At 64.6% G+C, this 13,664-nt stretch carries 13 protein-coding genes and 1 tRNA gene; 3 read left to right on the forward strand and 11 right to left on the reverse strand.

The annotated features are described in order from the left end of the window. Positions 1–1,739 (forward strand): hypothetical protein (locus ACTS2Z_RS10640; RefSeq protein WP_442573185.1); only part of this gene is annotated, 1,739 nt, incomplete at its 5' end. Positions 1,740–1,746: 7 nt separating this feature from the next. Here the strand turns inward: ACTS2Z_RS10640 and ACTS2Z_RS10645 are convergent. The 6 genes from ACTS2Z_RS10645 to ACTS2Z_RS10670 all read right to left on the reverse strand — a co-directional run bounded on the left by ACTS2Z_RS10645 (position 1,747) and on the right by ACTS2Z_RS10670 (position 5,141). Continuing rightward, positions 1,747–2,226: a YbjN domain-containing protein gene (locus ACTS2Z_RS10645; protein WP_442573186.1), complete on the reverse strand. Its 480-nt coding sequence runs from the start codon at positions 2,224–2,226 to the stop codon at positions 1,747–1,749. 27 nt (positions 2,227–2,253) lie between these two features. After that, positions 2,254–2,583: a gamma-butyrobetaine hydroxylase-like domain-containing protein gene (locus tag ACTS2Z_RS10650; protein WP_442573187.1), complete on the reverse strand. Its 330-nt coding sequence runs from the start codon at positions 2,581–2,583 to the stop codon at positions 2,254–2,256. After that, positions 2,576–2,794: a Trm112 family protein gene (locus tag ACTS2Z_RS10655; RefSeq protein ID WP_442573188.1), complete on the reverse strand. Its 219-nt coding sequence runs from the start codon at positions 2,792–2,794 to the stop codon at positions 2,576–2,578. Before ACTS2Z_RS10655 ends, ACTS2Z_RS10650 begins: the two co-directional genes overlap by 8 nt. A 49-nt stretch (positions 2,795–2,843) precedes the next feature. After that, positions 2,844–3,509, reverse strand: a complete 666-nt coding sequence (locus ACTS2Z_RS10660) for an LON peptidase substrate-binding domain-containing protein (protein WP_442573189.1) — start codon at positions 3,507–3,509, stop codon at positions 2,844–2,846. Positions 3,510–3,579: 70 nt separating this feature from the next. Continuing rightward, entirely contained in the window at positions 3,580–4,500 is a 921-nt protein-coding gene (trxA, locus tag ACTS2Z_RS10665) for a thioredoxin (protein WP_442573190.1), read from the reverse strand. A gap of 104 nt (positions 4,501–4,604) precedes the next feature. Beyond that, positions 4,605–5,141 (reverse strand): prolyl-tRNA synthetase associated domain-containing protein, encoded by a 537-nt coding sequence (locus ACTS2Z_RS10670; RefSeq protein ID WP_442573191.1) that lies wholly within the window; start codon positions 5,139–5,141, stop codon positions 4,605–4,607. 138 nt (positions 5,142–5,279) lie between these two features. Between ACTS2Z_RS10670 and ACTS2Z_RS10675 the strand changes: the two genes are divergently transcribed. After that, positions 5,280–5,354 (forward strand) — tRNA-Gly (locus tag ACTS2Z_RS10675). Between the two features lie 75 nt (positions 5,355–5,429). On the opposite strand, the gene ACTS2Z_RS10680 is transcribed toward ACTS2Z_RS10675, so the two are convergent. Beyond that, positions 5,430–5,609, reverse strand: a complete 180-nt coding sequence (locus ACTS2Z_RS10680) for a hypothetical protein (protein WP_442573192.1) — start codon at positions 5,607–5,609, stop codon at positions 5,430–5,432. A 198-nt stretch (positions 5,610–5,807) separates the two neighbouring features. Beyond that, entirely contained in the window at positions 5,808–6,497 is a 690-nt protein-coding gene (locus ACTS2Z_RS10685; RefSeq protein WP_442573193.1) for an SDR family oxidoreductase, read from the reverse strand. Positions 6,498–6,707: 210 nt separating this feature from the next. Between ACTS2Z_RS10685 and ACTS2Z_RS10690 the strand changes: the two genes are divergently transcribed. Then, on the forward strand, positions 6,708–11,633 hold the full coding sequence (locus ACTS2Z_RS10690; RefSeq protein ID WP_442573194.1) for an NAD-glutamate dehydrogenase: 4,926 nt from the start codon (positions 6,708–6,710) through the stop codon (positions 11,631–11,633). 20 nt (positions 11,634–11,653) lie between these two features. Here ACTS2Z_RS10690 and ACTS2Z_RS10695 read toward each other — a convergent pair whose 3' ends face one another. The 3 genes from ACTS2Z_RS10695 to ACTS2Z_RS10705 all read right to left on the reverse strand — a co-directional run. Continuing rightward, on the reverse strand, positions 11,654–11,989 hold the full coding sequence (locus ACTS2Z_RS10695; protein WP_442573195.1) for a Rieske (2Fe-2S) protein: 336 nt from the start codon (positions 11,987–11,989) through the stop codon (positions 11,654–11,656). 1 nt (position 11,990) lies between these two features. After that, complete coding sequence (locus ACTS2Z_RS10700; RefSeq protein ID WP_442573196.1) at positions 11,991–12,986, reverse strand: NAD(P)H-dependent glycerol-3-phosphate dehydrogenase; 996 nt, start codon at positions 12,984–12,986, stop codon at positions 11,991–11,993. After that, the coding region (locus ACTS2Z_RS10705) for a tRNA (adenosine(37)-N6)-threonylcarbamoyltransferase complex transferase subunit TsaD (RefSeq protein ID WP_442573197.1) at positions 12,983–13,664 on the reverse strand (682 nt) is incomplete at its 5' end. The genes ACTS2Z_RS10700 and ACTS2Z_RS10705, both read right to left, overlap by 4 nt.

Consider the following 13,664-nt stretch of genomic DNA (forward strand, 5'->3'; position numbering starts at 1 on the left):
CGTCTGCGGCCATGGCCACCGGCAAGATTCATTTCGAGGTCTTCCTCAAGAAGCACCCCAAGGCGGAATGGGTGCTGATAGAGGCGCTCAAGGAGCGCAGCGATGCCATAACGCTGGCCGACAAGCTGATCGACAAGGCGCCGCGGGGTTCGGCCCGCGTCTCGCGCGAAACATGGAATGACGATACCGGCACTTTCAGCTCCGTCACCATTCACGAGGTGGGCGCAGAGCGGTTCAGCGTCCCCAAGGAGAAGACCGGCGAGGCGACGCTGCCGTGCGTGACGCCGGAAGACCTTGCCGGACCTGCGGCCCGCGACACGGTGCGGCGCGTGCTCTCGCCCTGGCTCGAACGCCAGGAGGTGTGCCCGCTGGAGCTGCTCTACCGGCCTGACATGATCGAGGCGCTTGATGCCTGCGAAAGCGATCTGCAACACGCCATCCAGAAGGTGGCGATTGCCCGCTCGCAAGGCTCTGATGCATCGGTGCACGCCTATGTGCGCCTGCTGACCGATCTGGTCGAAAAGGGCATTGAAAAGGCCCGCAAGGACGCCAAACGCAAGCAGCCCGACCCGAAGAATGCCAGCTTCCGCGAGCTGACCGAGAAGATATACGCCGAAGGCAGCGCCGAGACGCGCCTGCGCCGGGCCATTGCCGACCGTCTGGCCAATGCTTCGGGCATGGCCCGCAAGGCCGAGATGCTGCTCGACTTTCATGATGACCTGCCCGAAGACCCTGAAGCTCGCGATTTCGCGGCAAGACAGGCCGATGCCTTCCTCGCCGAAATGCTGTCCTTCGACCGGGCACTGAACCAGATCATCGGCCAGACCCGCGATCTGGGCGGGCAGGTCGAGCGCCTGACCAGCGTTTTTGCTGGCGCCCAGACCCATCCCAGCATGACAGGGGCGCCCGACAATGCGCGCCGGCTTGCCTCCAAGTTTGGCGCCGGAGACCTGCCTGACAGCAAGAGCGAGATAGCGCGCCGCATTCTGGGTGCCTTGCGCCAGCCCAAACGTTTCAAGCCCGATAGCGTGTTCAACGAGATCGCCCTGTCGCGCTCCCTCGCCCAGCGCCTGATCGCGGCGTCAGGTCGGGACCTGAACCCGCAATCGCTGGTGGAAGCCTTCACCGTGCGCTCTGCGCGCCTGCTGTCTCCGGAATCGATCGAGGAAGCGCTGGCAGGGGCGGCGTCGCCCGCTGAGGAAATCGCCCGCCTCCTGTCGATGGAGGACAATCTCGTTGGCGAACAGAACAAGGCCAAGCTGGCAAGCTATGTCCGTGCGAAACTGACCGGGCAGAAATCGGCAAGCTGGTTCGTAAAGGGACCGGGTCAGCCCTTTGAACGGCTGGCCCAGCTCACCGCCCTGCAAAAACGCGCCCTGAAAGGCACCTTCCCGGAAACAGCCAAGGCCGAGATGAGCGAGGTCTTCGACCAGCTCGGCATGATGATCATCCACGAGAACACGCTGTTTGACCGGATAGCTGCGTCCGCCCAACCCGCCCTCGACCGGGCCGCAGGCCTCTTGCGCCTCGCCGCGCAGGACATCCTGCCCGTTGGCCGCTGCCGTCAGGACGCGCAGGCGCGTGCCATGCGGCTTTTGTCTTCCGAGATGGGGCGCAATGAGGCCCGGGCCGAGACCGGACCGGCCAAGCTGCAGGAATTGCAGGGCTTGCTGGCCCATATCCAGGCCAGCCCGGCGGCACCCGCCGCTCCCGCCAAAGAGGCGAACACAGCGTCCTGAGCGATGATTACTCTTCGGCCGCCGGTTCGGAGATCAGCCGCGCCGTGATCTCCAGCAAGGTCGTTATCGAAGTTGCAAGCGCACCGGCCGTGGTTCCGCCATTGATGACGTCATAACGCGACACCACCACATTGCCGTTCTCCAGCACCGTCATCTTGATCGCGGCATAGCTTTCATTGATGGCGTTGGCCGTTTCCGCCGTTGCCTCGGTCCCGGTAAAGAGCAGCTCGGTCAGCATGCCCTGACATTGGCCTTCGGTGCAGGCCGTGCCCGCCACCATATAGTTCAGCGTTCCGGCGCGCGCGGTGAGAAAGGGCTGGCCCTCATCGGTGACAGCGTCCTGCGTAATCTCGTGGCCCAGCCCGGTGACGAGGGTTCGCAGGCCCGGCCCGTCAATACGCTCGATGACTTCCTGGCGGGCGAAAGCGCCCGGCCCGCTGCACAGGACAATCAGGGCGGCCGAAACGAAAAATGCTATGGTTTTCATGCTTTCCCCCGGAATGGTGATTGCCTGTCAGCCTTGCGGGGCTGGCATGCAGGCTTCACCGAGCTGGCGCAGATAGCGCCATGAATAGATGCCGCTATCATGGCCATCATCAAAGACCAGCCGAACGGCATAGCGCCCGACCGGTTCGGCGGCGGTTACCTGTACATGATCGGCGTGCGGCACGGCCCGCTTCTCGCCAGTACCATGCCCCTGTACCTCGGCAGAGGGGCTTTCACGCCGCAACACCGCAAAGGGAATGTAAAGCTGCGCCCCGTCATCGAACGCTATCGAAAGCCTGCGCGCGCGGGCCTGGAAGGCCAGCCGCACCGGCCAGGACGGGGAACCGGCATCAGCCATCCAGCCGGCGCGCCTCTTCAGGCAACATGACCGGCACACCTTCGCGCACCGGATAGGCAAGGCCTGCAGCGCGCGAGATCAGCTCGGCAGCCTCACGGTCATATTCCAGCGTCGAACGGGTGACCGGGCAGACAAGGATTTCCAGAAGCTTCGGATCCACATGGGCGGACCGTCGCGGATTGGCCGTCTCGGAAGGGGTTTCAGTGCTCATGGGCCAAATGTTTAGGCCATGGCCCGGCTGCGGCGCAAGCCTGCTGGACCTAGTGGAGGCTGTTGCCACCATTACCGTCTTGCGGGCCCTGCATACCCGGCTCCAGCGCCGCTTCCATAAGGCTTTGCAGGAGCGCCCGGCGGGTTTCGATGTGCTTTGTCTGCAATAGCGCCTGCTTGGCAGCCCCGTCGAACGGCGCCGCCATGGCGACCTTGTTGACGATCGCGGCGATCGGCGCGCCAGCCACCGAATCCCAGTCCGCCTCGATACCGGCATGGGCAAAAAAGCGCTTCAGCAGGGTCAGAAACGCCTCCCTGCCTTGCGGCTGGCTGTCGGCTTCGGGACCGGCAATATCCGTCTCGAACCCGGAATAGTCCGCCCGCCCCACCCGGTAGGGGGTCTTCAGGTTCGGCTCGCCAGCAAGGGTGAAGCGGGAGAGGCCCACCACCACGATCAGATAGCGCCCGTCGCCGGTCTCCGAATACTTCGCGATCCGCCCTGCCGTGCCGACCCGTTCCAGATCAGGCCGGTCGGCCGGGCCGGAACCCCGGGGCTGGATCATGCCCAGAAACCCGTTTCCGGCCATGGCATCATCGACCATGTTGAGATAGCGCGGCTCGAACACGTTGAGCGGCAACGCCTCTCCGGGCAAGAGGATGCAGCCGCGTATCGGAAAGAGCGGCAGGGTTTCGGGCAGGGCCGGGTGGGCAGTCATCGGTCTGAACTCCTGGCATTTGCATCATGCCTTGAGAGAAAACCTAGTGCGGACGCGCCGCGCTGCCAGCCTATGAAAACAGGATGGAGGAAAGGCGCTTGCGGCCAGCCTTCGTCAGGTCGGAGCCCTGACCGGCGGCATCGAACACACGCAGCAGCAATTGACGGGCTGCACCCTCATTCCACTCGCGATCCTCGGCAATGCTGTCGAGAAGCTGGCTCGCCGCGCCCTCAAGGTCACCGGCGCCAATCAGCGCACGGGCAAGCGTGTAGCGTTCACTTGCACCCCTGCCGCCTGCCGCTTCCAGTGCGCGCCATGCGTCCGCAGGGTCACCGGCGTCTTCGCCCTCGCTTGCCAGTTCCATGGCAGCGCGCACCCCGGCAATGGCGGGATCAGCGGCGAGCGCAGGCGGCACCTGGGCGAGGATTTCCCCGGCGCCTTCCCGGTCGCCCTGAGACAGATAGACACGGGCAAGCCCGGCAATGGCGCGGGCGTTTTTCGGATCGGCCTGCAGGACGGCGGCAAAGTCCTGCGCAGCACCGCCCGCATCGCCGTCTGCCAGCGCTGCCTCGGCGCGCTCCAGCGTATCTTCCAGCGCAGCCGTGTCGGTTTCGCCAGACACCCGGCGGATGAAATCATTCACCTGGCTTTCCGGCAGCGCGCCCATGAAACCGTCAACCGGCTGGCCGTTTACAAAGGCGAGCACGGCCGGAATGGACTGGATGCGAAGCTGCCCGGCCACTTGCGGGTTTTCGTCGATATTGATCTTGACCAGCTTCACCTTGCCGCCGGCCGCATTGACGGCCTTCTCGATGACAGGGCCGAGCTGGCGGCACGGACCGCACCAGGGCGCCCAGAAATCGACCAGAACCGGCACGGATTTGGAGACCTCGACGACATCGGCCATGAAGCTCCCATCCGTGCTGTCCTTCACATGGGAGGCGGGCGCCGCGGGTGCGGGTGAGCCGGGCTGGTTGCCGAAAATCTGCATGGGAAACCCCTGATACATGAAACCCTGCCCGCAAGGGCGGGCCGGGCCGGTTCGAACGATTGCCACCTAGGTGGACCGGCAAGGGCCTGACTGCAAGTAGCGCGTCAGGCGGTCGTGCTGAAATCCATGATTTCCGGCTCGCGCCCCAGCGCCGACAGGAAGGCAACAAAGCCGTCGCGCGAGATCGCCGTCGTGGCGTCATTGCGCAAGGGATGGAAGTTCAGCACCTCGTATTCCATCAGGGCGGCATCGAGGATGTAGCGGACCTTGCCTTCGCGGTCATTGATGAGGGCAAAGCCCGTCACCGAGCCCGGCGTGACGCCAAGGGCTTCCAGTAACCGGTCCGGCGAGCCGAAGGAGAGCCGCCCGGTACCCAGCCGTTCATGCAGCCGCTTCAGCTCGATCTGCGTCGATTGCAGGGCCGAGATCAGGACAAGCTGGCCCTTCTTGTCCTTCAGGAACAGGTTTTTCGTGTGCCCGCCGGGCAGGCGCGCCTTGATGTCCTCGCCCTCCGCCACCGTGAACACGGGCGGGTGGTCATGCGTGGTTGTGGCAATGGCGAGCCTCTCCAGACAGGCCAGCAGGCTCTCGCGGCTGGCAGGAAGAGGCGTGCGGGCGATCTCTGGATGGGCCGTGTTCATGCCCCTTTCCTGCCCTTGAAACCGGCTGCGGTGCAAGAGCTGAAAAGAACACCGCAGTGGAGGCTTGCCAAAGCGTCAGCGATGCGCGATATACCGCGCCCTCTGGTCCTTCGTGGCCAGCCCCGGTGACGCATATGAGCGGGCGTAGCTCAGGGGTAGAGCATCACCTTGCCAAGGTGAGGGTCGTGAGTTCGAATCTCATCGCCCGCTCCATGTCCTTCCAAGACATAAGGCCGAGTATCTTGCCGTCACACGTGTGACGCGCGGCTTTGCGTCCACCGTCCCGTTTCAGCGCTTGTCAGCAGCCTTGCGCTTTTCCGGCGATGCCGGCGCCGGCGGATCAGACGCGGGAAAGCTCTCCTCCAGCGCCTCGTCGAGCGTGTCTTCAGAGTGCGGCTTCTTCGGGCGCCGCTGAGATGGCGGCACCGGTTTGGGCGTCGGCACGGGCCGGGGCTTGCGGTCAGTCATGACGGTCTCCCTGCTTGCATCGCTACTGCAGGGAAAACCCGTCAGCCGGGGCGGATGTTCCGCTTCCTGATCCGGCAAACCCGTCTTTGCGTAAAAAGAAGCGGGTCTCCAATGTGCGTCCCCAGCCTGCCATAGAGACCCGATAGGGTGCTGCCGGGCCATTCCTGTCCCCCGCCCGGCAGCGCCCGCCTCATTCTCCTACCAGTCGAGATCCTCGCCGCTGACATGGAAGAAGCGGCCATTCATCGCCGGGTTGGCGCGCGCGATGAGATCGAGCTGGCCTTCAACGCATTCATTGACGGTCAGCGTGCCGCCGGACCCGCCCATATCGGTCTTCACCCAGCCGGGATGGAAGATCAGGGTGACGATGTTTTTCGGCTTCAGATCGATGCTGAGCGATTTTCCTATCGCGTTCAGCGCCGCCTTGGACATGCGATAGGCGTAATAGCCGCCGCTGGTATTGTCCGTGATGGACCCCATGCGGCTCGATTGCAGGGCAATCACCTTCAGCTGGGACTTTGCGACCTGGTCAGCGAAGGTTTCCGCCAGCGCCAGCGCCGCGAACGCATTCACCTGAACGATCTGCGCCATGCCCGCATAGTCGGTCTGTCCAAAGCCCTGCTCACGCGGGCCGAACATGCCTGCATTGGCAAAGAGAATGTCGATCGGGCCCTTTACCTTGGCCGCAATCGCCTTTGCTGCACCGGGATCGGCAGCATCGTATTCCAGTATGGAAAGCCGGCCATCGCCCGGATCGAGCGCGCGAAGCGCATCGGCCTTTTGCGGGTCACGGCAGGCTGCGCTGACATGCCAGCCGCGCGAAAGCAGGACGCGTGTGTGTTCGAGCCCGATGCCCCGATTGGCACCGGTGATGAGCATGTGAGGCATGGCTTGGATGGTCTCCGCAGAAAAAGGACTTGTTTTCAGCCTCGCAACGAACCACACCGCGCGCCAATTGGTCCAGCCTTGGCGTTCACTTTGCGGCAGTGGCGTTCACCGCTTGAACGGCGCTGGCGTGCGGCTAGGCTGGCACAATCCTGCCCGGCGCAGCCCTGACCGGCATTTGCGCCAGCCACCCCGTTACGGAGCGCCCCGCGCATGACCGCTGTCGTCAGTTCCGCCCACGCCTTTGGCCGTGATGAGTTCCTGAAAGCTGCCCGCAAGCTCTGGAAATCGCGCTTCGGCGCTATGGACGAGGCAGCCGAGAGCTTTGCCGAACAGGTCTGGGAAGATTCCCTCGCCGATGACCTGCAAGGCATCGCGCTGACCGACGTGCTGACCGTGTTCGCCGATTTTTGGGAGTTTGCAAAAGAGCGCCCCAGCGATCGCATCATGGTGCGGGTGCGCGAGGGTCTTGGCGCCGATGGCAAGCCTCTGGGCCGCGACATTGTCGAAGTGCTGGGCCAGGACCGCCCCTTCCTTGTCGATTCGGTGATGGGCGAGATTGCCTCGCAAGGCCTCGACGTGCTCGCCATGGTCCACCCCATCTTGCAGGTGCGCCGCGACGATGACGGCCAGCGCTCGGGCAAGGACGGGCGCGTGATCGCCGAATCCATGATCCAGGTGCATGTCGATGTGCTCGACAAGGCTGCGCGTGAAGCCCTGGAGGGCGAGGTGCGCGCCACCCTCAATGATGTGCGCGCTGCGGTGGAAGACTGGCGCGACATGCGCGCCCGCATGGATGAGTGCCTGGAGCACCTCAAAGCTGCCAACACCCGTGCGCCGCGCGAGGAGGTAGAGGAATCCCTCGCCTTCCTGAGCTGGCTGCGCGACGACCATTTCGCCTTTATCGGCTGCCGCGCCTACGGCTTCGACGTCGATGGCGAAGGCAATCTGAAATCGCGTGAACCGGAAATCCTTAAAGATAGCGGGCGGGGCATTTTGCGCGATCCCGAACGCACGGTCCTGCGCCGCTCGTCCGAGCCGCTGGTCATCGTTCCGGCGATTGAATCCTTCCTGCGCGCACCCAGCCCGGTAATCGTGGCCAAGGCCAACATGAAGAGCCGCGTCCACCGGCGCGTCTACATGGATTATATCGGCGTGAAGCGGTACCGCGATGACGGCGCTGTCGTCGGCGAGACCCGTTTTGTCGGCCTCTTTACCGCCGAAGCCTATGACCAGATGGCGCGCGACGTGCCCCTGATCCGGCGCAAGGTGCGCCGCGTGCTCGACAAGGCCGGCAAGGCACCGGGCTCGCACTCGGCCAAGAAGCTTCAGCACATTGTGGAGAACTACCCCCGCGACGAGCTGTTCCAGACGTCCGAGGAAGACCTTCTCAAGATCAGCCAGGGCATCTTGCACCTGTTCGACCGTCCGCGCACGCGCCTCTTCCTGCGCCGTGACCAGTTCGACCGCTTTGTATCGGTCCTGCTCTTCGTGCCGCGTGACCGCTACAATACGCGCGTCCGGATCGAGGCTGGCGAGCTGATCCGCAAGGCCTTCAATGGCCGGCTTTCCGCCTTCTATCCGATGTTCGGTGACGGCGCGCTGGCGCGCGTCCATTTCATCATCGGCCTTGACCCGTTCAACCACCCGGAGCCCGACCCGGCCGAGCTGGAGCGCGAGATCGCGCTACTGGCCCGTACCTGGGAGGACGAGCTGGAAGCCGAGGCGCGCCGCGCCGGTGACGCCGACCTGCTGCGTGCCGCCCGCACCTATCTGGGCGGATATACGGCCGGTTATCGCGAGCGCTTCGAACCGGCCTCCGCACTGGCCGATATCGAACGCCTTGAACCGCTTTCCGCAGACAATCCGCGCGCGGCGCGCGTCTATCGCCTGTCGGGCGACGACAACCAGCATTTGCGGGTAAAGCTCTACAGCCATGGCCACATGCTGGCGCTGTCTGATGTGCTGCCCGTTCTGGAAAACCTGGGCCTGCATGTCGAGGCCGAGGCCGGCTATCCGGTTCAGCGCGCCCGTGAGGACGCCGAATCCGAAACGCTCTGGGTTCACGAGTTCGAGGTGGCGGCCAAGTCGGGCGAGTTTGCCGAGCTGGAAACGCTCGCGCCCCTGTTCGAGGATGCGGTCCTCGCCGTGCTTGACAGCCGCACCGAGGATGACGGCTTCAACACACTCGTACCCGTCATCGGGGTGAGCTGGCGCGACGCGGCCTTCCTGCGCACCTGCGCCCGTTACCGCCAGCAATCGGGTCTTGATCCGTCCCAGTCCATCCAAGAAGAGGCGCTGTCCGGCTATCCGGAAATTGCCCGCGGCCTTCTGGAGTTTGCGCGCCTGCGCTTCGATCCGTCGCTGGAGCTGGACCACAAGGAACGCGAAGAGAAGGCCAATGCGCTGGAACGCGAGCTTCGCGGCAAGCTCGACGCTGTTTCCAGCCTCGATCACGACAAGGCGCTGCGCCGCCTCGTGAAGCTCATCAAGTACACGCTGCGGACCAATTTCTACCAGACCGGCAAGGACGGTAAGCCCAAACCCTGGATCTCCCTGAAGATTGCCAGCCGCAAGATCCGAGACCTGCCCGCGCCCAAGCCTTTCCGCGAAATCTTTGTCTGGAGCCCGCGCGTCGAAGGCGTGCATTTGCGCTTTGGCCCGGTTGCGCGCGGCGGCCTTCGCTGGTCGGACCGGCGCGAGGATTTCCGCACCGAGGTGCTGGGCCTTGTGAAAGCCCAGCAGGTGAAAAACGCCGTCATCGTGCCTGTCGGCTCCAAAGGCGGCTTCTATCCGAAGAAACTGCCCAAATCGTCCGATCGCGAAGCCTTCATGGCCGAAGGCAAGGAAAGCTACCGCACCTTCCTGCGCGGGCTTCTGGACATCACCGACAATCTCGATGGTGACGGCAAGGTCGTGGCACCGGACAAGGTGGTGCGCTGGGATGGCGAGGACCCCTATCTGGTCGTCGCTGCCGACAAGGGCACCGCGACCTTCTCCGACATCGCCAATGGTGTCGCGACGGATGAATACGATTTCTGGCTCGCGGACGCCTTCGCGTCGGGCGGTTCAGCCGGCTATGACCACAAGAAGATGGCGATCACCGCGCGCGGCGGCTGGGAATCGGTCAAGCGCCATTTCCGCGAACGCGGCAAGGACATCCAGTCCGAACCCTTCACCGTCATCGGTGTCGGCGACATGTCGGGCGACGTGTTCGGCAATGGCATGCTGCTGTCGAAGAAAATCCGCCTGCTGGCAGCTTTCGACCACCGCGACATCTTCATCGACCCTGATCCGCAGGATACCGAAGCGTGCTGGAAGGAGCGAAAGCGCCTGTTCGAGATGGACCGCTCCAGCTGGCAGGACTACGATTCCAAGCTGATCTCGAAGGGCGGCGGCATTTTCTCGCGCTCGGGCAAATCCATCGCCCTCAACGATGAAATCCGTGCCCTGACGGGCCTGGAGGGCAAGAGCGCGACCCCGAACGAGGTCATGCACGCCCTTCTCAAGGCTGAAACCGAGCTTCTCTGGTTTGGCGGCATTGGCACCTATGTGAAGGCAGCCTCCGAGCAGAATTACGAGGTCGGCGACAAGAATAACGACGCGGTACGCGTCGACGCCGAGGAGATGAAGGCCTGTGTGGTCGGCGAGGGGGCAAACCTCGCCATGACGCAGGCCGCCCGCATCGCCTTTGCCCGCAAGGGCGGAAGCGTCAATGGCGACTTCATCGACAACTCTGCCGGTGTCGACAGCTCCGACCACGAGGTCAATATCAAGATCCTCCTCAACCCGATGATGCGGGCCGGGGATATGAGCCGCGATGACCGCAACACCTTGCTGGAATCGATGACGGACGATGTGGCCGATCACGTCCTGCGCCACAATTACGATCAGACCCTGACCCTCACGCTCGCCCGCGAACGCGCAGCCGAAGACCTCGATGTCCACGAGCGCGTGATGGAACGCCTCGAAGCCGAAGGCCGCCTTGACCGTGCGGTGGAAGGCCTTCCCGGCGCGGAGATCATCCGCTCGCTGAAGGACCAGAATGAGGGCCTGACGAGGCCGGAAATCGCCATCATCACCAGCTATGTGAAGATCGCCCTGTTCGACAGCATCGTCGCCTGCGACGTGCCTGACGATCCCCATTTCAAGGACACGCTGGTCACCTACTTCCCCAAGGCACTGCACAAGTTTGCCGACGCCATGTATGGCCACCGCCTGAAACGCGAGATCATCGCCACCCGCCTGGCCAATGACATCGTGAATTATGGCGGGCCGGACTTCCTCCAGCGGGCGCTGGAACTCAGCGGGGCCGATATTTCCGCCATAGCGCGGGCGTTTGCAGCGGCGCGTGAGATTTTCCGCATCGACACGATGACCGCGCAGATCAACGCGCTCGACAACCGCATCCCCGCCAGCGCGCAGATCAGCCTGCACGAAGAGGTCCGCCGCCTGCTCTTCAAGCAGACGGTATGGCTTGCCCGGCGCGCCCGCGCCGAGGAGGCCGGCAAGGCAACCCCGGTGGGAGACCTCATCGCCCGCTATCGCGACGGAGCCGATCAGCTTCGCGGCTGGGGCGATGACGTGCTGTCATCGCATGAGCGTGCCGGTGTGGCCGGGCGAAAGTCCCGCCTCGAGAACGAAGGCGCGCCGGCCAAGCTCGCCGGAGAAGTGGCGCTCCTGCAACCGCTGGTACCGGCCACCGACATCATCGACCTTGCCAGCGCGGCCGGGTGGCCGCTGGCGGCGGCCGCGCGCCTCTATCATGGCGTGGGTGACCGCTTCGGCTTTGATCCGCTGCGCACCGCGGCCAGCCTCCTGACCTCCGACCAGCACTGGGACCGCCTCGCGACCCGGCGTCTTGGTGAGGACCTGTTTGCCAGCCAGCTTGCGATCTCGACCGCGATCACGCGCTATGCGGATTCGGCAGGCGGCAAGCTCAAAGCCGGTATCGAGGAGCCCTCCGACACCTGGTCGTCCGAACTGGTCTCCTCCTGGCAGGTGACCCACGCCCATGAAGTCGACCGTGCCGATCAGCTGATCGAGCAATTGTCGGCTTCGGGTGGCTGGACGCTCTCCAAGATCGCCATTGCCTCGACCGAACTGCGTGAACTTGCGCAAGGTGCAGCTGCCGAATAGCGACCGGTCGAAAGGGACAGTCAGATCGTGATGATCTGGCCGTCCCTGACTTCGACCGGTACCGGCTTCAGGCCCGCCTTGCCGGCAGGGCCGCCCGTGCAGGCACCCGTTTCGATGGCAAAGCTCGCCCCGTGAAACGGGCAGACGATGAAAGCGCCCTCGCTGACCAGCGTGCGGCCCGATGGCAGGCAGAGCGGCCGGCCCTGATGCGGGCACACATTCACATAGGCAAACGCCGCCTCGCCCTTTCGGACCAGCAGTATTGGCAAGGGCTCATAGTCTGAAGGGAAGGCACCCGGATTGCTAAGCGCATCAAGGCGGCCAAGCACAATGCCCGGCGGCGGCATGTCGGTCATCTCAGTCGCTTTCGCTGGTGAAGGGGCGCGCCAGCAGGCCGGATATCGCCGTGTCGACGCTTGACGCGCCGCTGATGATGGCCGCCACGGCCTCGCAGATCGGCATGTCCACACCATGGCGCGCGGCAAGCTCGAAAACCGCCGGAGCGCTGGCCACCCCTTCGGTGACGGAATTGCGCGCCGCCAAGATGTCGGCCAGCGCTTCGCCGCGCCCGAGCGCCAGCCCGCACGACATGTTGCGCGATTGCGGCGAGGAGCAGGTCAGGACGAGGTCTCCAAGACCGCACAGGCCGGCTAGCGTTTCGCGCTGCGCGCCCATTGCCACGGCCAGGCGCGTCATTTCGGCAAAGCCGCGCGCGATGAGAGCGGCATGGGCTGACCGGCCAAGCGCGCGGCCCTCGACAATGCCGGCGGCGATGGCGAGCACGTTCTTGACCGATCCGCCGATCTCCGCGCCCACAAGGTCATCAGCGAGATAGGGCCGGAAGCTGGCCGAGCCGATCATCGAGATCAGCTTTTCGCCCGCCATCCTGTCGCTGCAGGCGAGAGTGACCGCAGTCGGCAGGCCACGCGCAACATCTGCAGCGAAGGAAGGGCCTGAAAGCACAGCCGGGATCGCAGCGGGCAGGGTTTCGGCCAGCACCTCGCTCATCAGCTTGAGTGAACCACGCTCAATGCCCTTGGAACACAGCGCCACAGGCGTGCCGGGGCGCAGGTGCGCGGCAAAGCCTGCAAGGCTGCTGCGCATGTGCTGGGCCGGGGTCACCACCAGCCAGGCGCCGGCATCGGCCAGATCAGCCGCCTCACCGGTTGCACGGATTTTCGCGTCCAGCGTCACGCCCTTGAGATAGAGCGGGTTCTCGCGGGTCTGGTTGATGGCGTCCACAAGCTCCGGCTCGAACGCCCAGAGCGTTACCGGCGTTCCGGCGCGCGCAGCGGCCTGTGCCAGCGCCGTACCCCACGCCCCCGCCCCGATAATTCCGAGTTTAGCCGTCATGCCTTTGGCCCCTTCCCCCCCGACCCTAGCAGGGGATCTTCGCTCGCGGCACCGGAATCCAGCGGCCAGCGCGCCCGCGCGGCGGTGTCCAGCGGATCGGTGAGGCCCAGCCGGAAACGCTCAGCGCCCGCGAGCGCGATCATCGCTGCATTGTCGGTGCAGTATTTCAGTGGCGGAAAGAGGGTGCGGAAACCGCGCACCTCCGCTTCGCCTGTCAGCGCGTCCCGCACAGCCCGGTTGGCCGCGACGCCGCCCGCAGCGACCAGCACCCGGCCAGAATCATGCGCCTGCGCATAAAGATCAAGCGCGCGTCCCGTGCGCTCGGCAAGATGGGCCGCAATGGCTGCCTGCGCACTGGCGGCGAGATCAGCGCGGTCGGCCTCATCCGGGGCTTCAAGTGCGTCAAAGCTGCGCCGGACGGCGGTCTTGAGCCCTGCGAACGAAAAATTGCAGCTCTTGTCGTGGGCGAGCATGCGCGGCAGGGAAAACCGGCCCGGATCAGTGGCCAGCGCCGCGAGTTTTTCCAGCGCCGGACCACCCGGAAAGCCAAGTCCCAGAACCTTGGCCGACTTGTCGAAGGCCTCTCCGGCTGCATCGTCAATCGTGGAGCCAAGCCGTGTCATCCGGCCTACGCCTTCGACACTCAGAAGCTGGGTGTGCCCGCCGGAGACCAGCAGC

Origin of the sequence: Glycocaulis sp., assembly GCF_052168375.1 — a bacterium.
In the GTDB taxonomy this organism is placed as follows: domain Bacteria; phylum Pseudomonadota; class Alphaproteobacteria; order Caulobacterales; family Maricaulaceae; genus Glycocaulis.